The organism is Pantoea folii, assembly GCF_056678875.1.
The window spans coordinates 165,528-190,348 of sequence record NZ_JBWXON010000003.1 but is presented as its reverse complement, the minus strand read 5'-3'; the positions used below and the strand labels follow the sequence as shown (position 1 = coordinate 190,348).

Annotated in this window: 24 protein-coding genes; 21 read left to right on the top strand and 3 right to left on the bottom strand. The window is 55.4% G+C overall.

Translation table 11 applies throughout. The features are described 5' to 3' along the window. Positions 1–149 precede the first annotated feature (149 nt). The 4 genes from AC1MDE_RS05865 to AC1MDE_RS05850 are packed head-to-tail and all read left to right on the top strand — an operon-like array spanning position 150 to position 5,111. On the top strand, positions 150–1,502 hold the full coding sequence (locus AC1MDE_RS05865) for an MFS transporter (RefSeq protein WP_153012255.1): 1,353 nt from the start codon (positions 150–152) through the stop codon (positions 1,500–1,502). After that, positions 1,502–2,197 (top strand): GntR family transcriptional regulator, encoded by a 696-nt coding sequence (locus AC1MDE_RS05860; protein ID WP_058959309.1) that lies wholly within the window; start codon positions 1,502–1,504, stop codon positions 2,195–2,197. The genes AC1MDE_RS05865 and AC1MDE_RS05860 overlap by 1 nt, the downstream gene beginning before the upstream one ends. 11 nt (positions 2,198–2,208) lie before the next feature. Further along, the gene (locus tag AC1MDE_RS05855) at positions 2,209–3,984 is read left to right on the top strand and encodes an alkaline phosphatase family protein (RefSeq protein ID WP_058959310.1); all 1,776 of its coding nucleotides are present in this window, start codon (positions 2,209–2,211) and stop codon (positions 3,982–3,984) included. Next, the gene (locus tag AC1MDE_RS05850) at positions 3,981–5,111 is read left to right on the top strand and encodes a mandelate racemase/muconate lactonizing enzyme family protein (RefSeq protein ID WP_058959311.1); all 1,131 of its coding nucleotides are present in this window, start codon (positions 3,981–3,983) and stop codon (positions 5,109–5,111) included. The genes AC1MDE_RS05855 and AC1MDE_RS05850 overlap by 4 nt, the downstream gene beginning before the upstream one ends. Positions 5,112–5,173: 62 nt before the next feature. Here AC1MDE_RS05850 and yghX read toward each other — a convergent pair whose 3' ends face one another. Continuing rightward, a complete protein-coding gene (gene yghX / locus AC1MDE_RS05845) occupies positions 5,174–6,064 on the bottom strand; it encodes a YghX family hydrolase (RefSeq protein WP_058959312.1) in 891 nt (296 codons plus the stop codon). Positions 6,065–6,632: 568 nt separating this feature from the next. Between yghX and AC1MDE_RS05840 the strand changes: the two genes are divergently transcribed. The 12 genes from AC1MDE_RS05840 to AC1MDE_RS05785 all read left to right on the top strand — a co-directional run bounded on the left by AC1MDE_RS05840 (position 6,633) and on the right by AC1MDE_RS05785 (position 16,933). Next, the gene (locus AC1MDE_RS05840; RefSeq protein ID WP_058959313.1) at positions 6,633–8,048 is read left to right on the top strand and encodes a cytochrome ubiquinol oxidase subunit I; all 1,416 of its coding nucleotides are present in this window, start codon (positions 6,633–6,635) and stop codon (positions 8,046–8,048) included. A gap of 2 nt (positions 8,049–8,050) precedes the next feature. Next, a complete protein-coding gene (cydB, locus tag AC1MDE_RS05835) occupies positions 8,051–9,055 on the top strand; it encodes a cytochrome d ubiquinol oxidase subunit II (RefSeq protein ID WP_058959314.1) in 1,005 nt (334 codons plus the stop codon). A 1-nt stretch (position 9,056) separates the two neighbouring features. Next, entirely contained in the window at positions 9,057–9,221 is a 165-nt protein-coding gene (locus tag AC1MDE_RS05830; protein WP_064511324.1) for a DUF2474 domain-containing protein, read from the top strand. A 256-nt stretch (positions 9,222–9,477) separates the two neighbouring features. After that, a complete protein-coding gene (locus tag AC1MDE_RS05825) occupies positions 9,478–10,344 on the top strand; it encodes a helix-turn-helix domain-containing protein (RefSeq protein ID WP_034823295.1) in 867 nt (288 codons plus the stop codon). Positions 10,345–10,528: 184 nt separating this feature from the next. Continuing rightward, the gene (locus AC1MDE_RS05820) at positions 10,529–10,738 is read left to right on the top strand and encodes a hypothetical protein (protein ID WP_034823294.1); all 210 of its coding nucleotides are present in this window, start codon (positions 10,529–10,531) and stop codon (positions 10,736–10,738) included. A gap of 325 nt (positions 10,739–11,063) precedes the next feature. Further along, positions 11,064–11,507: a GlcG/HbpS family heme-binding protein gene (locus AC1MDE_RS05815; RefSeq protein WP_479414342.1), complete on the top strand. Its 444-nt coding sequence runs from the start codon at positions 11,064–11,066 to the stop codon at positions 11,505–11,507. 52 nt (positions 11,508–11,559) lie between these two features. Next, entirely contained in the window at positions 11,560–12,342 is a 783-nt protein-coding gene (locus tag AC1MDE_RS05810; protein WP_058959316.1) for a siderophore-interacting protein, read from the top strand. A 90-nt stretch (positions 12,343–12,432) separates the two neighbouring features. Next, positions 12,433–12,972: a PadR family transcriptional regulator gene (locus AC1MDE_RS05805; protein WP_058959317.1), complete on the top strand. Its 540-nt coding sequence runs from the start codon at positions 12,433–12,435 to the stop codon at positions 12,970–12,972. Positions 12,973–13,180: 208 nt separating this feature from the next. Further along, positions 13,181–14,662: a UbiD family decarboxylase gene (locus AC1MDE_RS05800; protein WP_153012256.1), complete on the top strand. Its 1,482-nt coding sequence runs from the start codon at positions 13,181–13,183 to the stop codon at positions 14,660–14,662. Positions 14,663–14,673: 11 nt separating this feature from the next. Then, complete coding sequence (locus tag AC1MDE_RS05795; RefSeq protein ID WP_072226488.1) at positions 14,674–15,252, top strand: UbiX family flavin prenyltransferase; 579 nt, start codon at positions 14,674–14,676, stop codon at positions 15,250–15,252. A 10-nt stretch (positions 15,253–15,262) separates the two neighbouring features. After that, positions 15,263–15,985 carry a DUF554 domain-containing protein gene (locus AC1MDE_RS05790; RefSeq protein ID WP_058959320.1) on the top strand — a complete coding sequence of 241 codons (723 nt, stop codon included), beginning with the start codon at positions 15,263–15,265 and terminating at the stop codon, positions 15,983–15,985. Between the two features lie 69 nt (positions 15,986–16,054). Further along, positions 16,055–16,933, top strand: coding sequence for a LysR family transcriptional regulator (locus AC1MDE_RS05785; protein ID WP_479399529.1), 879 nt, complete (start codon positions 16,055–16,057; stop codon positions 16,931–16,933). 76 nt (positions 16,934–17,009) lie between these two features. On the opposite strand, the gene AC1MDE_RS05780 is transcribed toward AC1MDE_RS05785, so the two are convergent. Next, positions 17,010–17,300: an Rdx family protein gene (locus AC1MDE_RS05780; protein WP_058959322.1), complete on the bottom strand. Its 291-nt coding sequence runs from the start codon at positions 17,298–17,300 to the stop codon at positions 17,010–17,012. 230 nt (positions 17,301–17,530) lie between these two features. On the opposite strand from AC1MDE_RS05780, the gene AC1MDE_RS05775 reads away from it, so the two are divergent. The 5 genes from AC1MDE_RS05775 to AC1MDE_RS05755 are packed head-to-tail and all read left to right on the top strand — an operon-like array spanning position 17,531 to position 23,560. After that, positions 17,531–19,900 (top strand): TonB-dependent hemoglobin/transferrin/lactoferrin family receptor, encoded by a 2,370-nt coding sequence (locus tag AC1MDE_RS05775; protein ID WP_479399527.1) that lies wholly within the window; start codon positions 17,531–17,533, stop codon positions 19,898–19,900. 50 nt (positions 19,901–19,950) lie between these two features. Then, positions 19,951–20,973: a hemin-degrading factor gene (locus AC1MDE_RS05770; RefSeq protein WP_479402417.1), complete on the top strand. Its 1,023-nt coding sequence runs from the start codon at positions 19,951–19,953 to the stop codon at positions 20,971–20,973. Beyond that, positions 20,970–21,794 carry a heme/hemin ABC transporter substrate-binding protein gene (locus tag AC1MDE_RS05765; RefSeq protein WP_479402419.1) on the top strand — a complete coding sequence of 275 codons (825 nt, stop codon included), beginning with the start codon at positions 20,970–20,972 and terminating at the stop codon, positions 21,792–21,794. Before AC1MDE_RS05770 ends, AC1MDE_RS05765 begins: the two co-directional genes overlap by 4 nt. Then, on the top strand, positions 21,787–22,788 hold the full coding sequence (locus AC1MDE_RS05760) for a FecCD family ABC transporter permease (RefSeq protein WP_097118069.1): 1,002 nt from the start codon (positions 21,787–21,789) through the stop codon (positions 22,786–22,788). Before AC1MDE_RS05765 ends, AC1MDE_RS05760 begins: the two co-directional genes overlap by 8 nt. Next, positions 22,781–23,560, top strand: coding sequence for a heme ABC transporter ATP-binding protein (locus AC1MDE_RS05755; protein WP_058959326.1), 780 nt, complete (start codon positions 22,781–22,783; stop codon positions 23,558–23,560). Before AC1MDE_RS05760 ends, AC1MDE_RS05755 begins: the two co-directional genes overlap by 8 nt. A gap of 101 nt (positions 23,561–23,661) precedes the next feature. Here AC1MDE_RS05755 and acuI read toward each other — a convergent pair whose 3' ends face one another. Beyond that, entirely contained in the window at positions 23,662–24,645 is a 984-nt protein-coding gene (gene acuI, locus AC1MDE_RS05750; protein WP_480344376.1) for an acrylyl-CoA reductase (NADPH), read from the bottom strand. Positions 24,646–24,821 lie beyond the last annotated feature (176 nt).

The window sequence follows — 24,821 nt, the reverse complement described above, 5'->3', positions numbered from 1 at the left end:
CAAAAAACAGCGGTTACCCGTAATCCCGCTGGCGCGCTCTCCAGCCTGTATCTACGTTGTATACAATCCGCATCCAACTTGAATTTGATGCGTTACGGGGCCAAAAACACCACGGCCAAGAGGTTAATGCTGTCGTCATGAGGTACGTCATGCCACAGGGACAATCTAAATCGATAACGCTGGATAAGGCGATCAGTGCACGCAGAACGAACGTGCGCTGGCTGGTGGTCGCCGTGCTGTTTTTTGTCACGCTGATTAACTATGCCGATCGCGCCTCGATCTCGCTGGCGGGGCCGGGGATGGCAAAAGATCTTGGGCTCAATGCCGTAGACATGGGTGTGATCTTTTCGGCATTTGGCTGGGCCTATGTACTGTTTCAGCTTCCGGGCGGTTGGTTGCTGGATCGCTACGGTTCGAAACTGATCTACAGCCTGAGTATCTTTTTCTGGTCGCTGTTCACCCTGATGACCGGCCTCGCGGGCTTTGTCACTGGCGCGGCGGCGGTCGTGGTGGTGTTTTGTCTGCGATTTTTAGTCGGTGCGGCGGAATCACCGTCATTTCCGGCGAACAGTCGCCTGGTGGCGGCCTGGTTCCCGGCTTCTGAGCGCGGCACGGCGGCGGCGATCTTTGCCTCCGCGCAATACGGTGCCACCGTATTTTTTGCCCCGCTGATGGGCTGGCTGGCACATACCTACGGCTGGCACTCGGTGTTTACCGTGCTGGGTCTGATCGGCATCGCCTTCCTGCCGCTATTCCGCAAACTGGTGCACGACCCCTTGTCCCATCCGATGACGAACCAGGCTGAGTTGGATCATATGCAGCAGGGTGGGGCGCTGGTGAATATGGATGGCGATAAGCACAAGCCGCGCCTCAGCTGGCTGAAACAACTACTCAGCAGCCGCATGATGCTGGGCATCTACCTTGCGCAATATTGCTTAAACGCGATTGGCTTCTTCTTCATCACCTGGTTTCCGGTTTACCTGGTGCAGGAAAAGCACATGACCATCATGAAAGCGGGGTTTGTCGCTGCCATTCCGGCAGTATGCGGATTCCTTGGCGGCATTATGGGCGGCTTCCTGTCAGATGTGCTGATTCGTCGCGGGATGTCGCTTTCACTGGCGCGCAAACTGCCGATTGTCTGCGGCATGCTGCTGTGTTGCGTAATGGTGCTGTGTAATTACACCGACTCAGAAACTGCCGTTATCGCGATTATGGCGGCCTCTTTCCTCGGCAAAGGCATAGGCGGCATGGGCTGGACGGTCAACGCTGACACCGCGCCAAAAGAGATCGCAGGTTTATCCGGCAGCGTGCTTAACACCTTCAGCAATGCGTCGAGCATCACCACGCCGATCATCATCGGCTTCATCCTGCAACTCACCGGATCTTTCAACGGCGTGTTGTGGTTCGTGATCGCGCATGCGGTGGCAGTGATCCTTTTCTATCTGTTCATGGTCGGCAAGATCAAACGTTTTGAACTGCGCGATGTTGGGGAGGAAGCGTAATGGAGAGTCCTGGCTACAAGCCTTCGCTCAGCGAAATAGCGTATCGGCGTATCAAAGAGATGATTTTGTCACTGACGCTGGCTCCGGGGAGCTCATTGACAGAGATGGGATTGATTGATCAGTTGGGCATGAGTCGCACGCCGATACGTGAAGCGCTGTATCGCCTGCAGCAGGAACGCTTTGTGGAGTTAACGCCACGCAAAGGCTGGTTCGTCAGCGAAATCAAATTGCAGGATATTCAACAGCTGTTTGTCATTCGTGAGGCTCTGGAAGGGATTGCCACGCGGCAGGCGACGCAGCGAACGCCCGATCATGAGCTGGCAGTAATGGCGGATAAGCTGGCCGCGCTGGAGCAAGGTCTGCGTGACGATGAACTGAATGCTACCGATGCTGGTGATGAGATCCATACGCTGATCTTTGCGCACGCCGACAATCCCTATATCAGCAGCATCATGACGCTTTATCTGGATCGTCTTCAGCTTTTTCACGTTATCGCGATGAATCTGCCAGGCCGTAAATGGCAATCCTGGCTCGAGCATTGTCAGATTTTAGCGGCCATGCAATCGCGCGATGCCGATGCGGCCGAACAGGCGATGCGACTCCACATCCGCAGTAGCCTGCAAAGTATTCTGGAAGGGCTGATGCAGCAGCCTGGCTTCCCCTCTCCCGGCGTGCGACTCACGCCCTCTCTTTGACAGGAGTTACGATGCGCAAGGCGATTATTTTTGGCGTTGACGGCCTGACCATGCCGCTGCTGAAACGCTATGTGGCACAGGGCGCGCTGCCCCACATTGCCCGCATGTTACAGCAGGGTTCTGCAGCGGAGTTGCTGCCCTTTATCTCGGCATGGGGCGATGTGAACTGGGTGACCTTTCTGACCGGGCAGAGTCCCGGCACCAGCTGGATTGGTCAGGGATTGCCGCCCGACAATCAGCAAAGCCACAACTTGCTGGCAACCCTGCAAGAGGCTGGACAGCGTGCGGCACTGGTGCATTTTCCGGAAAGCGTTAAAGCCGATGGCGACCACTTCAGCTTTGCGCCCTATTGGGGACGTGCGCAGGCGTGGCCGGGCGAGATATTCCGGCCAATGGGACACACCACGCGCCTCAGCGAGCGTTTAGGCCAGGGCGGTGCAAAGCAACAAACGCTGGGCTGGCCCCCGAAAAGTGCGCTGGCGTATCACAATAAAGGCGCGTGGCAGGCGCTTGAGGTGAGCGAAGAGGGTTATATCCTGAGGTTACGCGGCGGGCAGGGCGATGAGCTGGCGTTAACGCTGCAGGTTGAGCAGGGACAGCCCTCCCTGCTGCTCGGTGAACAGCGAGTTGTCCTGCCGATCGGAGAGTGGTCTCCCTGGCTGTCGCTTGCCGCCGATGGCATTCCTGGCAGCGTGCGTTTTTACTGCGGTGAATGCGATACGCAGGGCAATATCGAAATTTTGCAAAGCCAGGTAACGCGTACCGATGCCCTAAGCAGTGATGCGCGTTATTTACAGCAGCAAACGCCTTTCTTCAGCAAATGGGTGGCGAAAGCGGCGCCGCATACCCCTTATCTGGCGGCAACCTGGCAGGAGGGCGATGAGCAGTCACAGTGGCTGGTGGATAGCGCGCTGGAATTAACGCAACGCCAGGGGTTTGCATTGTGGGCCACGGTGCACCGACTGGTGGACGAATCGCACCACAACTGCCTTGGGCAGACCGATCCAGACTCTCCGTTCTTTGATGCACAGCAGGCAGAACAATACGACGCGGTGATGCGTCGCAGTTACCAAATCCTTGATCACAGCATTGGCCGCTTACTGGATGAAACGGACGAGGAAACGCTGGTGATGCTCGCCTCCGATCACGGCGCTGTGCCCAACAGTTATATGTGCGACATCTATCGTTATCTGCAAAAGCAGGCGCTGGCCGTGCTGGACGCGCAAGGCTTGCCAGATATGGCTCGTTCGCCGCTCTATCTCAAAGCAGAGCGTGGCGGCCTGGAAATCTTCGTGAATCATGACATCGTCGCGCCACAGCAGGTTGACGATCTCTGCGCGCGCACCCTGCAGGCGCTGAGCGGCTGGCAGGTGCAGGAGGGCGATGGCGTGCATAACGCGGTGAGTATCGCGCTGCGACGTGACGATGCAGTGGCTCTGGGATTCTGGGGCGACTGCGCAGGCGACATTGTCTTTGCCTACAACACCGGTTTCGTTTGGGGCGTTAGCCAGACGGGTGAAGATATTTGTGCTGTGGAGGAGCCTGGCGCAAATCATGGCCCGCAGAAACCCACCGCAGAAACCGCGCTTGGCTCCAACTATGGCGTGATGCTGGCGTGGGGCAAAGGTATTCGACAAGGCTACTATCATCCGCGCCAGCAGCGTGGGCCTTACCGCATGACCGATCCGGCGGCAACGCTGGCGCACTGGCTTGGTCTTAGCACACGCGATCTTGATGGACGCATCATGAGTGAAATTTTTGACACCCCGCAGGAGCCACAATCATGAAAATCACCGCGGTTAATACGCATCTGCTGAGTGCCAAACTTAGCCAACCGTTCGCCTATTCACGTGCCCGTTATGATACCCGCACCGCGATGCTGGTGGAGATAGTGACCGATCAGGGGCTGGTTGGCTGGGGAGAGTGCTACGGTCCGGCGCGCATCACCAAAGCGGTGGTGGAGGAACTCGGGCAGATGTTGATTGGCGAAGATGCATTGCGCAGCGAGTTTCTCTGGCAGGAACTTTACGCCAGACTGCGCGACCACGGCCAAAAAGGCGTGGTGATTCAGGGATTGAGCGGCATTGATATCGCGCTGTGGGATCTGCGCGGCAAATATTTTGGCGTCCCGACTTATCAACTGCTGGGTGGCGCCACGCGAACCGAAGTGCAGGCCTATGCCACCGGATTGTATCGGCGTGACAGTGGGGATCCGCTGCACTATTTGTGCGAAGAAGCGGCGGGTTACATAGAGCAGGGATTCCAGGCAATGAAGCTCAAAGTGGGATTTGGCGTGCGCGAGGATGCGACCGTGACGCGGGCCATTCGAGACACCATTGGCGAAGACGCGGCGCTAATGATTGATGCCAATCATGCCTATGATGCGGTAGCCGCCATTCGGCTTGGCCGGGAAGTGGAAGAGCTGGATATTGGCTGGTTTGAAGAGCCAGTGCCGCCGGAAGATTTAGCCGGCTACCGTGCAGTGAAAGCCGCGATTGATATCCCGGTAGCCGGTGGCGAGTGCGAATTCACCCGCTATGGTTTCCGCGAAGTGCTGACACAGCAGGCGATGGATATTATCCAACCCGATATTTGTGCGGCCGGTGGTTTATCAGAGTGCAAGAAGATTGCTGATATGGCGCAGGCGTTTGGTGTGCGCGTCAATCCGCATGTCTGGGGCAGCGGCATTGGTATTGCAGCTTCGTTGCAATGGATGGCGACAGTGCCCACGCATACGCCCACGTCGTTACAGCCGGTTCAGCCGCTGCTTGAATTCGATCAAACCGAGCATCCGATTCGACAGGCCATCATTGCTGAGCCCATTGTGCAGCAAAAAGGGTGGGTGCAAATCCCGAACGGGCCGGGATTAGGCATTGAAATCAATCGTGAAGCATTGCGACATTTCGCACTGTAACCGTGAGAAGAGGGCGGCCCCGGGGCCGTCCTCGTTGCGCGTCCCGCCGCCGGGTGCTGGCATTATCCGTGCAAATATTTCTCAAACCACCCCAATGTTCGGCTCCACGCTAACTCTGCTGCCGCTTTGTCATAACGCGGGGTCGAGTCGTTGTGGAAGCCATGATTTACGCCGGGATAGATATAGGCTTCATAGGTTTTATGGTTAGCTTTCAGCGCCTCTTCATACGCTGGCCAGCCTTCGTTGATGCCTTTGTCTAACGCGGCATAGTGCAGCAGTAGCGGGGCGTTGATGCGCGGCACGTCTTCCGCTTTGGGCTGGCGACCATAAAATGGCACCGAACAAGCCAGTTCCGGGAAGGCCACTGCAGCAGCATTCGCCACGCCGCCGCCGTAACAGAAGCCAGTGATCCCCACCTTGCCAGTGCCTTCCTCGTGGTGCATCAGGAAATCGACGGCAGCAAAAAAGTCGTTCATCAACTTAGTGGGATCGACTTTGGCCTGCATTGCACGACCCTCTTCATCATTGCCCGGATAACCGCCCATTGAGCTCAGGCCATCCGGTGCCAGCGCGATATATCCGGCTTTGGCCACGCGACGTGCGACATCTTCAATGTATGGATTCAGTCCGCGATTCTCATGCACCACCACCACCGCGCCCACTTTGCCGGTTGCCTTGGCTGGACGCACCAGATAGCCGCGCACCTCGCCATGGCCTTGCGGAGAGGGATAGTGGATGTATTCGGGTTTGATCTCGGGGTCGGTGAATTCAACTTGCTGCGCCAGTGCATAGTTGGGGCTCATGGCGGTAAGCAGGGTGGCACCGGTCATACCGGCGATGGTGAATTTGGCGGCCAGGGTGATGAACTCACGTTTACTGATCCTGCCGTGCGCGTAATAGTCATATAACTCAAGCAGTTCCTGGGGAAAATCCTGTGCGGTAAGACGGGTCATAACCTCTCCTTCGCTGATTAACCGATGGCTTTGCTGCTCTAAAAAAGCACAGCGGGTTAATGCTTGCAAACGCTATGCCGCAAAGCGTTAAGAGTGAAGAGAGCGCGATGCGCTGAGTGCAGGTCTGGAAAAATATATCGTTTGGTATTAAAAACAGGCCATTTTAATTAACAATCGGGATAACACCATATTGTCTGGAATTATTGACACGCCATTTAGCGAGAAAGTTAATTAACCTTTCTGTAGTCTGTATATAATAATAATCAAATGAAGTGCTTACCTGTTAACGCTGAAGTTCTGCCTTATGGATCAATAACAATATCGTCACAATAAGTGAGAATTGTTAACCTTTGGGCAGTCATATCAATCAATTAGTCTCTGATCGAGACAATGATCGCCATCAAAAAACACTGTTATAGTTTTACAGACTTCCTCTGTTTATTTTCGTTATGGCGTCTTCCCTTTACATTAGTGCGACCTTTCATTCGATAAGACGAAATAACTCCCCGCACGCTGTTGTTCATTATAAGTAAAAATTCCAGTGCACTTTGTGGCAATGAGGTAAGCAATGTTTGGATTAGATGCTTTTCACCTGGCAAGGATACAGTTCGCCTTTACTGTCTCCTTCCATATTATTTTTCCAGCCATCACCATCGGCCTCGCCAGTTTCCTGGCGGTGCTCGAAGGGATGTGGCTGAAAACCCGCAACGAGACCTATCGCGATCTCTATCATTTTTGGTCCAAAGCCTTTGCCGTTAACTTCGGTATGGGCGTGGTCTCCGGGCTGGTAATGGCCTACCAGTTCGGTACTAACTGGAGTGGTTTCTCGCAGTTTGCCGGCAGTATCACCGGGCCACTGCTCACCTATGAAGTGTTAACCGCCTTCTTCCTGGAAGCGGGTTTCCTCGGTGTGATGCTGTTTGGCTGGAATCGCGTCGGTCCTGGTCTGCACTTCTTCGCTACCTGCATGGTGGCGTTAGGCACCATTTTCTCAACGTTCTGGATTCTGGCCAGTAACAGCTGGATGCACACCCCACAGGGTTACATCATCGAAAACGGCGTTGTGGTGCCGCAGGACTGGCTCAGGATCATCTTTAACCCTTCATTCCCGTTCCGATTGCTACATATGTCCACCGCGGCTTTCCTCGCCAGTGCCTTCTTTGTCGGCGCTTCAGCGGCCTGGCATCTGCTGCGAGGCAATGACAACCCTGCCGTGCGCAAGATGTTTTCGATGGCGCTGTGGATGGCACTGATCGTCTCACCGATTCAGGCGTTTCTCGGCGATGCGCATGGCCTGAACACGCTGGAATATCAGCCAGCCAAAATCGCGGCGATAGAAGGGCACTGGGAAAACAAGCCGGGTGAAGCCACGCCACTGATTCTGTTCGGTGTGCCGGATATGGAGCAGGAGCGCACCAAATATGCGCTGGAGATTCCCTATCTCGGTAGCCTGATTCTGACGCACAGCCTCGAGAAGCAGATCCCGGCACTGAAAACCTTCCCGAAAGAGGATCGCCCAAACTCCACCGTGATTTTCTGGTCGTTCCGCGTGATGGTAGCGCTCGGTTTGTTGATGATCGGTATGGGAGTGATCAGCCTGTGGCTGCGGGTGAAGAAGCGCCTGTATCAGTCACGGCCGTTTTTGTGGTTCTGCTTGCTGATGGGGCCATCGGGGCTGATCGCCATTCTGGCGGGATGGATCACCACCGAAATGGGTCGCCAGCCGTGGGTAGTATATGGCGTGCAGCGCACCATTGATGCGGTCTCCGCCCATGGCAATCTGCATATGAGCATCAGCCTGATGGCGTTCATCGTGGTCTACTGCTCGGTGTTTGGTGTCGGCTATCACTACATGATGCGCCTGATTAAACAAGGTCCAGTGACCGGTGAAGGTAGAGAAGTGGCGCACGGTGGCCCGGGCGAGCAACACACACCGGCTCGTCCGCTGTCAGCGGCCAATACCCATAAACGTGGGGAGCAATAATTATGATCGACTTTTCTATTATCTGGTTCGCCATCATCGTGTTTGGCACCCTGATGTATATCGTGATGGATGGCTTCGATTTGGGTATTGGTCTATTGCTGCCGTTCAACAAAGATCCGATCGAGCGCGACATGATGGTCAACACCGTGGCGCCAGTGTGGGACGGTAACGAAACCTGGCTGGTACTGGGTGGCGCAGCGCTGTATGGCGCATTCCCGCTAGCCTATTCGGTGCTGCTGGATGCGCTATCGATCCCATTAACCGCGATGCTCATCGGTTTGATTTTTCGCGGCGTGGCGTTTGAGTTCCGTTTTAAAGCCACCGAAGAGCATCGTCCGTTTTGGGATAAATCGTTCATCGCCGGATCGCTGCTGGCGACTTTCAGTCAGGGCGTGGCCGTGGGCGCCATTCTTAATGGTTTCCCGGTGTCTGGCCGTGAATATGTCGGTTCAGCAATGAGTTGGCTGGCGCCGTTCCCGCTGTTCTGCGGTATTGGCTTAGTGATTGCTTATGCACTGCTGGGCTGCACCTGGCTGATTATGAAAACCGAGCACGACCTGCACCGCAAAATGTCAGCGCTGGCCACGCCACTTACCCTGACGCTGCTGTTGGTGGTCGGCATTATCAGTGTCTGGACGCCGCTCACCCACGCGGATATCGCGCAACGCTGGTTCTCACGCCCCAACCTGTTCTGGTTCCTGCCGGTTCCGCTCCTGGTGGTGCTGTGCTCGTGGGGGATTGTGCGCGCCATCAAGCGTGAGGCGCATTACTCACCGTTCCTTTTGACGCTGGCGCTGATTTTCCTCGGTTTTTCCGGTCTGGGCATTAGCATCTGGCCAAACATCGTACCGCCGTCGATCACTATCTGGCAGGCCGCGTCTCCAGCCAGCAGCCAGGCGTTTATGTTGGTGGGCGCTTTACTGATTATTCCGGTGATTCTGGGTTACACCTTCTGGAGTTACTACGTGTTCCGCGGAAAAATCAAAGCCGATGAGGGGTACCATTGATATGCCAATCCAGGTCAGCAAGATGAAAGACAGGGTAACGCCGTCGCCATGGTGGAAGCGGGTGATGTGGCTGGTCATTATTTATGGCGCAAGCGTGCTGGCACTGGGTGTGGTGGCATCACTGTTTCGTATGATGATGAACGCGGCAGGCATGCATACGCACTGAGTCTTCACAGAGACCGGTTTCGCAACAGTGTGCACCCCGTTACAAATATCGCGTGAAGGTCGCTGGTAATAGCGACCTTATTCACATTATCGCAGTGCAAAAATTGACCCTAAAACGTTAGTAACCTAAGCAATTAATGCTTTTCCCGCCTCGCTGCCTTTACTCTTCCTTACGTAAGTAATACGTTTTTGTTATATTTATGTGACTAATCGCGCAAATTCATTACCTTCACACTTATCACTCGATTGAAAAAATCATGCTCAGCCTGAATCTTAAAAAACAGTACATCAACGATCTGGTGGACTGGATAGAGGCGAATCTGACCGATGAGCTCAATATCGATCTGATTACCCTGAAATCTGGTTACTCCAAGTGGCACATGCAGCGCATGTTCAAAGAGATGACCGGCCAAACGCTGGCCTCGTATACGCGCAAGCGTCGCCTGACCATGTCAGCGATGGCGCTGCGTTTGACCAGCATGCCGCTGATCGATATTGCCGTGCGCTTTGGCTTCGATAACCAGCAGAATTTCACGAGGGTATTCAAAAGCCACTTCTCCATGACGCCCGGCGCCTATCGTCGTATCCCGGACATGCTGATGAAGGATTTCCACAGTCGTATTTCCACGCAGCGTTCGTGGGTCAACGCGCGTCTGGCCGAGAAGCCGGAGTTGCAGCTGTGTGGTGAAGTGATTGAGTGGGAATGCCGCTTTGGCGAATACATCGATCATCATAATCAGGTGGTCGCGCAGCATACCCGCGATTTTGTCCGCTTTGCCGGTAAACATGTCAGCCGTGGCTGGCTGGGCTTCCAGTTCAGTCCGGGAGTGAATTCTGCCGATCAGCAGCACATTAGCTTGTTCCAGGCGCTGGAAAGTCAGTATGCCGATGTGCTGCCGCGCAACGTGCAGAACTGGACCGGCGAGAGTGGTTTATATGCGGAAATTGACTGGCACGGTACGCCGGAAGAGATTAACGCGTTTACCGCCGAAATTTACTACAACCACTTGCCTGCACTGGGTGTGGCGCGCCGGGCCGGTAAAGACCTGCTCAAGCTGGATCTGAAATACAGCACGCCCGATTTGCTGCAGGGCACTTTCTACATTCCGGTCTCCACCTGCTAATGCATAAATCGTGCGGTTATCTGTGACTAACCGCACGATTTTATAAAATATTCGCCGTAACTGGCGTAAAATCCTCCATCGAAACCTGATTGGCCGCGTAAAACACCAGCCGCCACACATCAGGCTGGATAATCACCTGCATTCCTGGTCCGCTCTGGACCGCTAAAGTGAAAAAGAAAAAATTATGCGACTTTTACCGTTGTTCCTCATGACAGCGCTTGTGGCGTTTTCCTCGCTGGCAAGTGCACAGATGGCTGAACCTTTCTCTCCGCCGGGGGGCTTGCATCCTCACCAGACTCACTGCCAGCAGCATGAAATTGTGGGTGATAACCCGCTGCCGCAGCACAGCCAGGATGACAATAGCTTCGTCAACTGCAGTAACCATCAGGCCTGATTTCACCTCCGTTTTACCGCGCTTTACTCCGTTAATATCGATGACACGCCGCACGTTTGTTGCGGCGCGATCGTTGCTTGCTGTTGTTCGCGAGTCCAACTCAATTCCCTGTGCGGGAGTGGTCGCTGCGGTGCTCTCCTGAAACCCCCGTCGGCGTTAATACCTACCCAGGCCACACCGAAAATTCTGCAACTTTTCCCAATAGCATTTTTCGGCATTGCATCGAAGATATATCATAGCTATTCTTCCTGACGTCAGATGAGAATGATTTTCGATAACGTTTGATTCATGCGCGGACTTCTGACGTCCGGTACGGGACAAAATTATGGATAAACAATCAGCATCGGCCGGCAGTGCGCTGGCAAGCCCTTGTCACACCATCTCTTTGGCAGCTGCGCGCGTGGTGATTAACGCCGCATTTGAGGCCGCAGCAGAATTCGGCTGGCATATCAGTGTGGCCGTGGTGGATCGTGCGGGCGAGTTAGTGAGCCTGGATCGTAGCGACAAGGCGATTGGCATCAGCCCGACGGTGGCGCTGGGCAAAGCGCGCACGGCAGCACTGCTGCGTGCACCGTCAAAAGAATTTGAGACCTTCATCAACGCTGGCAGCCCGAGTTTTCTGGCCACGCCCGGCGTCACCCCGCTGGAAGGCGGTATTCCTTTATGGCTCAACGGCGAAGTGATTGGCGCGGTTGGCGTGAGCGGGGCGCACGGCGCTAACGACTCACAGGTCGCGGAAATGGCCGCCGAAGCACTGGCAATCCTTTAAATACACCGATTGGCAGGGACGTCAGCATGATGCATCTGCCTGGAGAGAACTCTTGCAAAAAAACACCAACGATCGCGCACCGAAGCGCGTACGTAACGAATTACGCTTCCGTCATATCACCGTGGCGAGCAAAACCTTAATCGCCGGTGAATTCTGGCGCATCGAGTTTACCGGCAGCGATCTGGCGGGCTTCAATTCGCCATCGTTCGACGATCACATCAAAGTGTTCTTCCCGGACAACGCTGGCAGTGCTTTGGCCTTGCCGAAAATGACCGAAGAAGGGATCGTCTGGCCTGGTGGCGTACGTCCGGCTGCGCGTGACTACACGCCGCTGGCGTTTAACGGTACGGATTCCCTGACGCTCGATTTCTATATTCACGATGGCGGCGTGGCCAGCAGCTGGGCGAATGAGGCAAAGCCAGGTGATCAAATCGCCATGGGCGGCCCGCGTGGCTCCTGTGTGGTGCCCGTGGATTATGCCTGCCAGATTTACGTGTGCGATGAGACCGGTCTGCCAGCCTTTAAGCGTCGCTACGCTGAGATGCAGGCGCAGCAGATCCATCTGCTGGCCTACGCCGATGAAACCACCGGGCGTGATTACCTCGGCGATCTGCCAAATGTGCAGGTGACCTGGCTCGGCAGTGGCAGCATGCAGGTAGACAACCTCGGCCCGCTGATTGCAAAGCTGGATCAGATCTCACTGCCCACAGAAGAGTATTTCATCTGGCTGACCGGTGAAGGTGAAGCGGTGAAACTGCTGAGCGACTACTTCACGCAACGCCGTGGTGCCCACACCGACTTCGTGCGCGCGGTGGCTTACTGGCATCAGAAATAACTGACTTCGCCGCGCCCGCTGCCGCCTGTGTTGAATTTTGCCAGGCGGCAGACTACTATCAACCTCCCTTAATTGACCTCAGGGAAGGCAATGAAACAGCAGCGGGATTTTCCATGGCAGTCCGATAATGCACAACGTGCAATCTGTGCAGGTGCGCGTAAAAAGCGCCGGGAAAGGATGCTGGATGCCAGTGATATCCGCCTGTTGATGATGCATTTCCTCGCCAACGGTTCTGCGCATGGCTATGAGCTGATCAAGTCAGTGGAAGAGCTGTCCAAAGGGGAATACTCCCCCAGCCCTGGCATCATCTATCCTAACCTCACTTTGCTCGAAGAGATGGATGCGATCCGCGTGGTAGATGCACATGCATCGCGTAAAGCCTACGCACTCAATGAAGGTGGTCGCGCATTATTAGCCGAGAACGGCGAGAATATTGCCAATATTATTGAGCGACTGACTTCGCTGGCGATTCTGGTGAATAATCGCAGCATTCCGGAAGTTGAGCAGGCGATTCATCATATTCGTCACACGCTGAATCATCGCTTATCCCAGGAAGATATTTCGCCTGAGTCGCTCGAAATTGTGATTAATGCACTGAACGAAGCGACGGAAAAAATTTCGAACAGTTAACAGGTTAAAGGCGCGTACAATCGCGCCTTTTTTATTGCCTGTGGTATTAACCTTTCTGCTACGAAATTCATAAAATAAAAACATCCCAACATCCTTTATTACAGGCATACCAAAAAGGTTTAGCCTGTGAATATAAACGGTAGTTTTTAACTTTTTTATTTGGCGTTACTTTTTCTCCATCGCAGTTAACGCGTTTATGGAGAGAAGTATGTCTGAAAATAAAACCCCAGCCGTGCACGATCTGCGCTCGGCCATCGCGCTACTCACCAGCCTGAAAGGCGAGTTTGTCAGCACCGATACTGAAGTCGATCCACACGCCGAACTGTCTGGTGTTTATCGCTATGTCGGCGCAGGTGGCACCTGTGAACGTCCAACCCGCAAAGGTCCGGCGATGATGTTCAATAAGGTCAAAGGCTTCCCTGATGTGCGCGTGGTCACCGGTTTGATGTCGACTCGTGAGCGCGTCGGCCATCTGCTCAACTGCCCGCCTGAAAAGCTAGGCTTCCTGCTGAAAGATTCCGTCCACCACGCGATTGCTCCGGTGGTGACCCGCACCAAACCGCTGTGCCAGGAAGTGGTGCACTATGCGGAAGATCCGGCTTTCGATCTGCGCACGCTGTTGCCTGCACCTACCAACACTGAAGAAGATGCTGGTCCCTATTTCACCATGGGCATGTGCTACGCCTCGGATCCGGAAACCCACGAATCGGATATCACTATCCATCGCCTGTGCATTCAGAGCCGTGATGAGCTTTCGATGTGGCTGACGCCGGGTCGTCACATCGACGCCTTCCGTGAAAAAGCCGAAAAGGCCGGACAGCCGCTGCCGATCTCGATCAGTATTGGTGTCGATCCGGCGATTGAGATCGCCGCCTGCTTTGAACCACCGACCACCCCGCTGGGCTACAACGAACTCAGCATTGCCGGTGCGCTGCGCGGCTATCCGGTGCAGTTAACGCCGTGCGTGAGCATCAATGAAAAAGCCATCGCCCATGCTGAAATCGTGATTGAAGGCGAACTGCTGCCGAACGTGCGTGTGCGTGAAGATCAGAACACCAATACGGGTAAAGCGATGCCCGAGTTTCCGGGATACACCGGCGAAGCCAAGGATGCGCTGCCGGTGATCAAGGTGAAAGCCGTCACCCATCGTAAACACCCGATTCTGCAAACCACCCTGGGCCCGAGTGGCGAACACGTCAGCATGGCAGGCATTCCGACGGAAGCCAGCATTCTGGATATGCTGGATCGTGCGATGCCGGGGCGCGTGTTGAACGTCAATGCGCACACCTCTGGCGGCGGAAAATTACTGGCCGTCATCCAGTTCAAAAAAGCCTCCGCAGTGGATGAAGGACGCCAGCGCCAGGCGGCACTGATCGCCTTCGCCGCCTTCTCCGAACTCAAACACGTGATCCTGGTGGATGACGATGTCGATGTGTTCGACACCGACGACATTTTGTGGGCGATGCAAACCCGCTATCAGGGCGATGTCGATCATCTCACCATTCCCGGTGTGCGCTGCCATCCGCTCGATCCTTCACAGGTGCCGGAATACAGCGCCAGCATTAGCCAACAGGGCGTGACCTGCAAAACCATCTTTGATTGCACCGTGCCGTGGCACATGAAGGCGCACTTTGAACGCTCGAAGTTCAAAGAGGTGGATGTGAAACGTTTTCTTCCTGATTTTGAGTAAGTGAGGTAGCAGTGAGCAGAAGGCGCATTATCGTCGGCATTAGCGGCGCGTCGGGTTTTCAGTACGGCATGAAGGCGCTGCAGTTGCTGCGCGATCAGGATGTGGAAGTGCATCTGGTGGTGACCAAAGGCGCAGAAGTGACGCGTTCGATGGAAACCCAATGGCAACGGCAGGATGTGGTGGATCTGGCCGATGAGGTGCACAGCATCAGCAATCTCGGCGCGTCGATTTCCAGCGGATCGTTTAAAACCCTCGGCATGCTGGTGGCGCCCTGCTCAATGAACTCGCTGGCATCGATTGCCCATGGGCTGACCAGCAATCTGCTGACGCGAGCAGCGGATGTGATCCTGAAAGAGCGTCGCCGGCTGGTGCTGATGGTACGAGAAACGCCGCTCAATCTGGCGCACATCCGCAATATGCAGTCTGTTACGGAGATGGGAGGGATTATTTATCCTCCGGTTCCGGCTTTTTATCAGCAGCCGCAGTCCGTGGATGAGATGGTCCATCACAGCGTGGCGCGTGCCCTCGATCTGTTCGATCTCGATGTGGGCAACCTCAAACGCTGGGGTGAAAAACATAACGATAAGTAAGGAGTAAATTATGGTAGTGGGACCCTTTGTCAACGGCAGCGCGGTGCTGATTGGCGGGCTGGTGGGCGCCTTTCTTGGCACCAGAGTGCCAGAGAGGCTGCGCACCGCGTTGCCCATGACGTTCGGCCTGTCGTCGATGGGCCTCGGCATTGTTTTGATCGGCAAGATCCACAGTTTGCCGGCGGTAATTCTGGCGCTGATCCTCGGTGCGGCGCTGGGTGAATATGCCTATCTGGAGCAGAAGATAGGTCGACTGGGAAATCTGGCGAAAGGGCTGGTGAGCCGTTTTCAAAGCCAGCCAGCAGAAGGTGGATTGAGTGGTGAAGCGTTCACTGAAAAGTATGTGGCGATCATGGTGCTGTTCTGCGCCAGCGGCACCGGCATTATTGGTGCCATGACCGAAGGCATGACCCACGATGCCAATATCCTGCTGGTGAAATCCATCATGGATATCTTCACGGCGGCGATATTTGCCACGCTGCTCGGTTATGCGGTGGCGGTGATTGCCATTCCACAGTTGATCGTGCAACTGGTGCTGGCCTCGGCGGCGGTACTGATTATGCCGCACACCACGGCACCGATGATGAGTGATTTCACCGCAGCCGGTGGGTTTGTGATGCTGGCGGCGGGCTTTCGTATCGCCGGGATCAAATCCTTCCCAGTGGCGAATATGTTACCGGCGCTGGTGCTGGTGATGCCGATCAGCCACCTATGGAGTATCTATATCCACTAAGCTTGCGCTCAGCGCGGTTGGATCGATTTCGGCCATGGTAAAGTAGCGCGAACAGGGCGCGGAGGGATTATGGATCTGAAACGATTGCATTATTTTTGCACGATAGCGGAACAGGGCTCGATCAGTAAAGCCGCGAAGCTATTGAACATCGCACAACCGCCGTTGGGAAAACGTCTGCAAGAGTTAGAACAGGAGATTGGCTCACCGCTTTTTACGCGCACGCCACGTGCCATGGTGTTAACCGAAGCGGGTAGTTTTCTCTATCGCCGCGCCTGCGATATTCTCAGCCAGGTGAACAGTTTAAAGCGGCAGACGGTCACCATTGCTACCCACAAACAGCGCCGCGTCACCATCGGTATTTCCTACCTGTATCTGCGTTATTTCACCCCGATCCTGATGGGTTATTATCAGAACCGTCCCGAGTGGGATATCAACGTGGTGGTATCCGATTCCAGCCATCTGGAAGCGATGCTGGTCGATCAGCGTGTCGATATTGCACTGATGCAAGTGCCACACGATCGCCAGGCGTGGTTTGTGCGTGAACTGGAACCGATTGATACTATCGCCGTGGTTTCCACGCATTACAGCGCGATTCTGGCGGGAAAAACCCTCAAATTTACCGATCTCAACGGGATTCCGTTAATTTTGCTGCATCGCATTGGTGGTGAAGGCACTTATGAAGTGCTGCGTAACACCCTGTTTAGCAACTTAAGCCACATCAATATCAGCATCAAAGTGTCAGAACCGCGTCTGGTGCTGGAGATGATGGAGCAGGGCTTTGAGGGCGCGGCTTTTCTACCGCGCTCTGAGTTCGTGCCGAGTCAGCACGGCAAATATCTGGCGTGCCCGCTGGCCGAACCGTTTGCCATTTATCATCCTGCCATCGTCACGCTAAGCACCGCGCAGGATCGCCTGCTGTGGCCGCTGGAGCAGGAGGCTGAGGGTTGAGCAGTCGGGCACTATGTCTGGCGATTCTGTCATGTTCGATGCGACTTAAGGGCATGCGCATCGCTCCGCTCGAAGATTAACCCGGCTTCTTCTTATCCACGTGCCCTAACTCGCGATCCGGCCAGCAGAAATCACGCACGCGCTGTTTCAGCGCGGCCGCATCCGGGAATCCGCCTTCCTGTTTACGCTCCCAAATCACCGTGCCATCAATCGAGATTTCAAACACGCCACCCGTGCCAGGCTTCAGCGTCACCGCGCCTAAATCTTCGGCAAAAGTGTGCAGCAGTTCCTGCGCCATCCACGCCGAACGCAGCAGCCAGTTGCATTGAGTGCAGTAGTAAATCGTCACAGCCGGTTTTTGCGACATCAGGCGCCTCTTCTTAATTATTGATTATAAACAAGTTAACAAAATGTGCGGTCTAAGATACATCTTAGTGTAAAGTTTATTGATAATGATTACCAATTGCATTACATTCCTGACGAAATTATTTATTACATAAAATAAGTCCACACATTTTACGGTTTATTAACGCATATCGCGTTTTTTTGGCGGCAATCCAGTGAGCGAATACTAACAATTAACCAGGTATTTCGCGCATGTCTTCACTCTTTCAGGGAATGACCCAGCAACGTCTGTTTAAAGTTGCGATTTTGTCTTCCGCTATTCACGCCGCTTGCAGCTATGCAGCCAGCGACAACACGACACTTGCTTTATCTGCTGACAAATCCACCACTACAGAGTCGGTTATGACGGTAACTGCACCGAAGCTGGAGAAACAAGCCGGTAGCAAAAGCACCATTACCGCCGCCGATATGCAGCGTGATGGTGGCAATGATTTCGGCACCATCATGCGTTACGAACCGGGCGTGACGGCAACCGGAGCGAGCGGGGGCTCTTCAGCAGGTAAAAGTGGCTTCGATCGCGCGGGCTACACCGGCTACAACATCCGTGGTCTGGAAAGCAACCGCGTCGATATCAACGTTGACGGCGTTTCTCTGCCGGATGCCACCGGACGCAGCTACGTCAGCCGTGCCGGTTTAGATACTTTCGGTATTGGCCGCGATTACATCGACCCATACATGTTTGGTCGCGTGGATATTGATAAAGGTGCGACTTCAGTCTCTCAGGCCAACACCGCCATTGGTGGTGCCGTCTCGTTCCGTAACAAGACCCCAGACGACTATTTACATCCGGGTAAGACCACCTACTTTGGCTACCAGAGCGACTTCGATTCCTCCAACCGCAGCTGGCACAACGGCATCACTGCCGCAGCAGGCGATCAGGAACTGCGCGGTATCTTTGTTTACAGCCGTCGCGATGGCCAGGAAACGCAAAACAATGATGCGAGCCGTGGCGCCTATCCTGCCAACTGGCACTCTGACGCACTGCTGGGCAGCGTGGTGTGGGAGCCGAATGACGCGCACAAAATCACCGGTACCGCCGATTTCTACCATAAAACCAATCACACCCATTACGACAGCTGGGATACTTCAGGCAATACCTTATACGGCACCGCACAGCAGCAGAGCGATACCCGTCGCTTCGGCCTGAGCCTGGCGGACGAGTACACGCCTTACAACGACTTCATCGACAGCCTGAGCACGCGTGTCTACTGGCAGCACACCGAAGCGCATGACAACACCTATATGCCTTCGAGTGCGTCAGCCTATGAAACGGTTTACTCGGACTACAACACTGACAGCTACGGCTTTGAAACCAACCTGGCTAAAACGCTGGGTCGCCATGAGCTGACTGCGGGTTTGAATGGACGTCTGGAAAAAACCGAACGTCCATTCCGCCAGTCACCGACGCCAAGCACCTACAGTGTGATCATGCAGCCTGAAGCAGACAGCCGCAGCTACACGCTGGGCGGCTTTGTGCAGGATAAGATCAACTTCGACCTGGATGGCCACAACTTTGCGGTGGTGCCGGGCGTACGTGTGGCTTACCAAAATACCAAGCCTGATAACCTCAGCAGCCTGACCAGCGGCAGCACCGTTCTAACCGAATCAGAAGTTGAAACGCTTTATGGCTCAGGCAATAGCGATACGCAGGTTCTGCCATCACTGGCATTCCAGTATGAGCTCACGCCAACACTGATGACCTATCTGCAATACAAGCGCGGCGCACAATTCCCGAACGCCAGCCAGCTGTATGGTTCATGGAACCTCGGTTCCAGCTATGCGGGTAGTCAGCAATATGCGCTGATTGGTAACCCGGATTTGAAAACCGAAACCAGCAACAACTTCGAATGGGGTCTGAAAGGACAGCCGACCGAAGGCGTGGTGATGAACACAGCGGTTTACTACAACGCTTATAAAAACTTCATTGCCTATAACCGGTACACCCGTGCCGGTAGCCCGGAGAAATTCACCAACGTTCCGAGCAACATTTACACTACTTATCAGTCAGAGAATCGCGATAAAGCCTATATCTATGGTGCTGAGTTGAGTGGGAAGGTGAATTTCGGCACCTGGTATCAAGATGTGCAGGGCCTGAGCGCACGCTTCGCCTTTAGCTACAACGAAGGTAAATCGAAGTCGAGCTACCTCGGTGACCGTTATGTCGATCTGGAGAGCGTACCGCCAATGAAAGCGGTGCTGGGCCTGGGTTGGGATGCGCCGCAGGACGAGTACGGTGCTGCTGTGACGGCTACTTTCGTGAAGGGCAAAAAAGCCACGGCGACCAACCGCCAGAGCTACACCAATACCGGTTCTGCACTGACCGATTCCACCACCGATTATGAGCGCGTGCCGGGTTACGGTATGGTCGATCTGACGGCTTATTGGCAGGTGGCGAAGAACGTCAAGCTGAGCGGTGGCGTGTATAACCTGACAGATCGTAAATATTGGGATTACCTGAGCAGCCGCGAAATGACCAGCGATACCGCACAGGATCGCAACGATATCGCACTGGCAACTCAGCCAGGCCGCACCTTCCAGCTCGGTGTGAACGTCGACTTCTAATCATTTTTTCGCCCTGCGTTCGCGCAGGGCCTTTTCATGGAGCAAGAGTAATGAACCCACGTTACGATCACTACCTGGCGCTAAAGGGCGAACATCCGAAGAAGTATGCCCGCGATCTGGCCGCTCTGATGGGCATTGGCGAAGCGCAGCTGTGTGAAGCGCGCGTCGGCCAGGATGCGCAAGCTTTAAAAGCAGATTTCCCGGCGTTGCTGAAGGCACTGGAAGCCGTTGGCGAAACCAAAAGCATTACCCGCAACGAATATGCGGTGCATGAGCAGGTGGGCAAATATGAAAACCTGCACCTCGGCGAACATGCCGGGCTGATCCTTAACCCACGTGCGCTCGATCAGCGTCTGTTCCCGGCACAGTGGCACAGCGCCTTCTTCCTGCGTGAGCAGACAGCGCGCGGCGAACGTCAAAGTATTCAGATTTTTGATCGCCACGCGGATGCGGTACTGAAAATCTACACCACCGACAATACCGAGATGGCGGCATGGGATGCGCTGATCGCTGAGTTCACGATCGAAGCCGCTGCGGCACTCGATCCACAACCTGCCGCAGCACCAGAACACAGCCGCGCCATTGATGCCGATAAAGTGGAAGCCGAATGGCGCGCCATCACCGATGTGCATCAGTTCTTTGGCTTACTGAAGCGCCACAATATTTCACGCCAGCAGGCGTTTCACGCAGTGCCGGACGATCTGGCACGCCAGGTCAGCAACGATTCACTGGCTCAACTGCTGGCGCAGGCGCAGCAGGATGGCAACGAAATCATGATCTTTATTGGCAACCGTGGCTGCACGCAAATCTTCACCGGTGCGGTGGAGAAGCTGATGCCGATGGACAACTGGGTCAACATCTTCAACCCAACCTTCACGCTGCACCTGATGGCGGACCACATTGCCGAGAGCTGGGTGACGCGCAAACCGAGTGGCGATGGCTTTGTCACCAGCCTCGAACTCTTTGCTGCCGATGGCACGCAGATCGCACAGCTCTATGGTCAGCGTAGTGAAGGGACACCAGAGCAGGCGCGCTGGCGTGAGCAGGTCACTGCATTGGGAGCGACAGCATGAAACGTCTGACGCTGTTATTGCTGGGCGCGCTGGCACTGCCGGCATTTGCCGCTGATCGGGTGATCTCGATCGGCGGTGATGTGACACAAATCATTTATGCGCTGGATGCGCAGGCCAATCTGGTAGCGCGCGACAGCACCAGCCAGCATCCGGCGCAGGCCAACAAATTGCCGGACATCGGCTATATGCGCCAGCTCAATGCCGAGGGCATTCTGGCGATGAAGCCTACGCTGGTGCTGACCAGCGAGCTGGCGAAACCGTCGCTGGTGTTGCAGCAGGTCGAGAGCGCTGGCGTGAAAGTGGTGGATGTCACCGGCAAAACCAGCCTCGACGCCATCCCGGAAAAGATCGCCACCATCGGCAAAGCGCTGCATCGTGATGCCGAAGCGAAGGCGCTGATCGAGAAAGTGAACAAGCAGCGTGCGCAGATTCCCCAGCAGCCATTGCCGGTGAAGGTGCTGTTTGTGATGGCACACGGTGGCATGCGCACTCAGGCGGCAGGTAACCAAACCGGCGCTGACGCCGCAATCCGCAGTGCCGGTCTGGTCAACGCCATGGCGGCAATCCCGCATTATCAGCAGCTGTCACAGGAAGGTGTGGTTGCTGCCGCGCCGGATTTGGTGGTGGTGGGTGAAGATGGCCTGCGCACGCTGGGCGGCGAAGAGAAAATCTGGTCGCTGCCCGGGCTGGCGTTAACACCTGCAGGCCAGCATCACGCCTTGCTGGTGGTCGATGAGATGGCCATGTTGGGCTTTGGTCTTGATACGCCGGAGACCATCGTGAAACTGCGTAAGGCCGCCGAAGCGGTAAAACATGACTAACACCGCCGTGATGCGCTGGCTGTTATTGATGGGCATCAGCATGGTGGTTTGCATGCTGATGGCTGCCAATTTTGGTGCCATGCCGCTGTCGATGCGCACGCTGTTCCATGCGCCGCTCAGCGATATGGCGTGGCAAATCTGGCTGAACATCCGCCTGCCGCGCGTGTTACTGGCGGTGTTGCTCGGTATGGCATTGGCAGTCTCTGGCGCGGTGATGCAGGGCCTGTTCCGCAATCCGCTGGCCGACCCGGGTTTGCTTGGGATCAGCAGTGGAGCGGGGCTAGCAGTAGCGGTTTCGATTGTGGTGCCGCTCAGTTTGCCGCCGTTGCTGGCGCTGTGGCTGCCATCGATTGCTGCGTTTATCGGTAGCCTGGTCGTCACGCTGCTGATCTTTAGTTTCAGCCGGCTGGCGCTGGGGAATCTGTCACGTTTGTTGCTGATCGGTATCGCCATCAACGCTTTGTGCGGTGCGGCGGTGGGTGTGCTCTCCTGGCTCAGTAATGACCAGCAGTTACGCCAGCTGGCACTGTGGGGCATGGGCAGTTTGAGCGCGGCACAATGGCCGAGTCTGGCGGTGTGTGCTGTACTGATTCTTCCTGCGTTGATTGCCATCCAGACCCGTGCGCGCCGTCTTAATCTGCTGCAACTCGGTGAGGAAGACGCGCATTACATGGGGATTGATGTGAAGCGCACCCAGCGTGAGTTACTGGTGCTGAGTGCGCTGCTGGTGGGCACGGCGGTGTCGGTGAGCGGGATTATCGGTTTTGTCGGACTAGTGGTGCCGCACGTGATGCGTTTCTGTGTTGGTAGCGATCATCGCTGGATGCTGCCGGGTTCGGCGCTGGCGGGAGCCATCTTGCTATTGCTGGCGGATACGCTGGCGCGCACGGTGGTGATCCCGGCGGAAATGCCGGTGGGATTGATCACCAGCCTGATCGGTGGACCATGGTTTCTCTGGCTGATTCTGCGTCAGAAAAGGGGGATGAATGAGTGATTCAATGCAGGCTCGCGGCCTGCGCTTTAGTCATGGCACGCGTGCGCTGATTGATGATGTCTCTATTACCTTGCAGCCTGGTGAGATGATTTCCTTAATCGGCCCCAACGGCGCAGGCAAGTCCACGCTGTTGCGCCTGTTAACTGGGTTTCTGGCGCCTGAAGCGGGGGAGTGCTGGCTCGGCGATCGCCCGTTAAACGATTGGCCGCGTGAACCGCTGGCGCAACGTCGTGCGGTGATGCGCCAGCAAAACAGCGTGACTTTTCCGCTGCCTGCTGAAGAGGTGGTGGCGATGGGCCGTGCGCCCTGGCCTGCCAGCAAATCCAAAGCGGTGATCGAGGAAGTGATGCAGATTACCGGCAGTCTTGAACTGGCGAAACGCGATTATCGTTCGCTTTCTGGCGGGGAACAGCAGCGTGTGCAGCTGGCGCGAGTGCTGGCACAGTTATGGCACGACGATGGCCCGCGTGGCTGGCTGTTTCTCGATGAGCCGACGTCGGCACTCGATCTGTATTGGCAGCAGTACAGTTTGCGATTGCTGCATAAACTGACGCGTAACGGCCGCTTTAGCGTCTGTACCGTGCTGCACGATCTCAATCTGGCGTCGCTGTGGTCCGATCGCATTCTGCTGTTGCATCAGGGCAAGCTGGTGGCGCAGGGTTCACCGCAAGAAGTGATGACGGAAACTACGCTGACGCGCTGGTATCAGGCGGAACTGCACGTGGTGATGCCGCAAGAGCAGGGCAGGCCGCAGATCCAGCTGCGAGCATAGAAACATTGCCTGGTGCGCATCAATGCGCACGCTACAAGAACAAAGGCACCTGAATGCGCAGCGCCAATCCCGTAGCGGCGCAATTCATTGCGCCCAAAACGTTACCGGCAATCTACAATCAGACGGCCACGAACTTCGCCCGCCAGCAATGCCTCGGCACCTTCACGCGCTTCACTTAGCGGAATCACTTTGGTTAACTGCTCCAGCAATGTGCCATCCACTAATTCTGCCAGTCGCTGCCACGCTTGCTCACGCAACGGCTTAGCGCACATCACGCTATCCACTCCGGCTAACACCACGCCGCGCAGGATAAACGGTGCCACGCTGGTGGGGAGATCCAGACCTTGCGCCATGCCGCAGGCTGCCACCACACCATCGCGCTTGATGCCCGCCAGCACGTTGGCCAGCGTATGGCTGCCGACGCTATCAATCGCTGCGGCCCAACGCTCTTTCGCCAGGGGTTTGCCGGGTGCGCTCAGTTCAGTGCGATCGATAATCGATGAGGCGCCGAGGGTGTTGATCAGGTAATCGCTGTCGCTGGCGCGTCCGCTGGAGGCCACCACGTCATAGCCTAAACGGGCCAGCAAACTGACGCTGAAACTGCCGACGCCGCCGCTGGCACCCGTCACCAGCACCGGACCCTGTTGCGGCGTGATGCCCTGTTTTTCCAGAGCCAGAACGCACAGCATCGCGGTGAAGCCGGCGGTGCCAATCGCCATGGTCTGCAACGGGCTTAAAGCCGCAGGCACTTTCACCAGCCAGTCACCAGAAACGCTGGCCTTCTGCGCCAGTCCGCCCCAATGCTTTTCACCCACACCCCAACCGGTGAGCAGTGCCACATCGTCCTGCTGCCACTCTGGATGGCGGCTGCTGATCACCCGACCGACAAAATCGATACCCGGCACCATCGGGAACTGACGCACAATCGGCCCTTTATTGCAGATGGCGAGCGCGTCTTTGTAGTTGAGGGTGGAGTAGCTAACTTCGAGGGAGACATCCTGATCGGGCAACTGTTGTTCTGACAGATCCTGCAGGGAAGTGCGGTATCCCTGCTCATCATTTTCAATGACTAATGCCTTAAACATGCAGCCTCCGGCTGATCGAGGAAAGTGCGGGCCATATTACTCCTCTGGAAACAGGGAGCAACATGAAGGCGGACACACCTTGCATAAATTCGCATAACATAAAGATATTTAAGCGTTTTTATCACTCGATGATTTGATATTCACTTATTAATCAGATTGTTGCTGAATGTTGCTTA

What these genes read in the sequence shown, in the direction of transcription:
- AC1MDE_RS05865 (WP_153012255.1), top strand. Translation starts at nt 150, where the DNA reads ATGCCACAGGGACAATCTAAATCGATAACGCTGGATAAGGCGATCAGT.
- AC1MDE_RS05860 (WP_058959309.1), top strand. Translation starts at nt 1,502, where the DNA reads ATGGAGAGTCCTGGCTACAAGCCTTCGCTCAGCGAAATAGCGTATCGG.
- AC1MDE_RS05855 (WP_058959310.1), top strand. Translation starts at nt 2,209, where the DNA reads ATGCGCAAGGCGATTATTTTTGGCGTTGACGGCCTGACCATGCCGCTG.
- AC1MDE_RS05850 (WP_058959311.1), top strand. Translation starts at nt 3,981, where the DNA reads ATGAAAATCACCGCGGTTAATACGCATCTGCTGAGTGCCAAACTTAGC.
- yghX (WP_058959312.1), bottom strand. Translation starts at nt 6,064, where the DNA reads ATGACCCGTCTTACCGCACAGGATTTTCCCCAGGAACTGCTTGAGTTA.
- AC1MDE_RS05840 (WP_058959313.1), top strand. Translation starts at nt 6,633, where the DNA reads ATGTTTGGATTAGATGCTTTTCACCTGGCAAGGATACAGTTCGCCTTT.
- cydB (WP_058959314.1), top strand. Translation starts at nt 8,051, where the DNA reads ATGATCGACTTTTCTATTATCTGGTTCGCCATCATCGTGTTTGGCACC.
- AC1MDE_RS05830 (WP_064511324.1), top strand. Translation starts at nt 9,057, where the DNA reads ATGCCAATCCAGGTCAGCAAGATGAAAGACAGGGTAACGCCGTCGCCA.
- AC1MDE_RS05825 (WP_034823295.1), top strand. Translation starts at nt 9,478, where the DNA reads ATGCTCAGCCTGAATCTTAAAAAACAGTACATCAACGATCTGGTGGAC.
- AC1MDE_RS05820 (WP_034823294.1), top strand. Translation starts at nt 10,529, where the DNA reads ATGCGACTTTTACCGTTGTTCCTCATGACAGCGCTTGTGGCGTTTTCC.
- AC1MDE_RS05815 (WP_479414342.1), top strand. Translation starts at nt 11,064, where the DNA reads ATGGATAAACAATCAGCATCGGCCGGCAGTGCGCTGGCAAGCCCTTGT.
- AC1MDE_RS05805 (WP_058959317.1), top strand. Translation starts at nt 12,433, where the DNA reads ATGAAACAGCAGCGGGATTTTCCATGGCAGTCCGATAATGCACAACGT.
- AC1MDE_RS05800 (WP_153012256.1), top strand. Translation starts at nt 13,181, where the DNA reads ATGTCTGAAAATAAAACCCCAGCCGTGCACGATCTGCGCTCGGCCATC.
- AC1MDE_RS05790 (WP_058959320.1), top strand. Translation starts at nt 15,263, where the DNA reads ATGGTAGTGGGACCCTTTGTCAACGGCAGCGCGGTGCTGATTGGCGGG.
- AC1MDE_RS05785 (WP_479399529.1), top strand. Translation starts at nt 16,055, where the DNA reads ATGGATCTGAAACGATTGCATTATTTTTGCACGATAGCGGAACAGGGC.
- AC1MDE_RS05780 (WP_058959322.1), bottom strand. Translation starts at nt 17,300, where the DNA reads ATGTCGCAAAAACCGGCTGTGACGATTTACTACTGCACTCAATGCAAC.
- AC1MDE_RS05775 (WP_479399527.1), top strand. Translation starts at nt 17,531, where the DNA reads ATGTCTTCACTCTTTCAGGGAATGACCCAGCAACGTCTGTTTAAAGTT.
- AC1MDE_RS05770 (WP_479402417.1), top strand. Translation starts at nt 19,951, where the DNA reads ATGAACCCACGTTACGATCACTACCTGGCGCTAAAGGGCGAACATCCG.
- AC1MDE_RS05765 (WP_479402419.1), top strand. Translation starts at nt 20,970, where the DNA reads ATGAAACGTCTGACGCTGTTATTGCTGGGCGCGCTGGCACTGCCGGCA.
- AC1MDE_RS05760 (WP_097118069.1), top strand. Translation starts at nt 21,787, where the DNA reads ATGACTAACACCGCCGTGATGCGCTGGCTGTTATTGATGGGCATCAGC.
- AC1MDE_RS05755 (WP_058959326.1), top strand. Translation starts at nt 22,781, where the DNA reads ATGAGTGATTCAATGCAGGCTCGCGGCCTGCGCTTTAGTCATGGCACG.
- acuI (WP_480344376.1), bottom strand. Translation starts at nt 24,645, where the DNA reads ATGTTTAAGGCATTAGTCATTGAAAATGATGAGCAGGGATACCGCACT.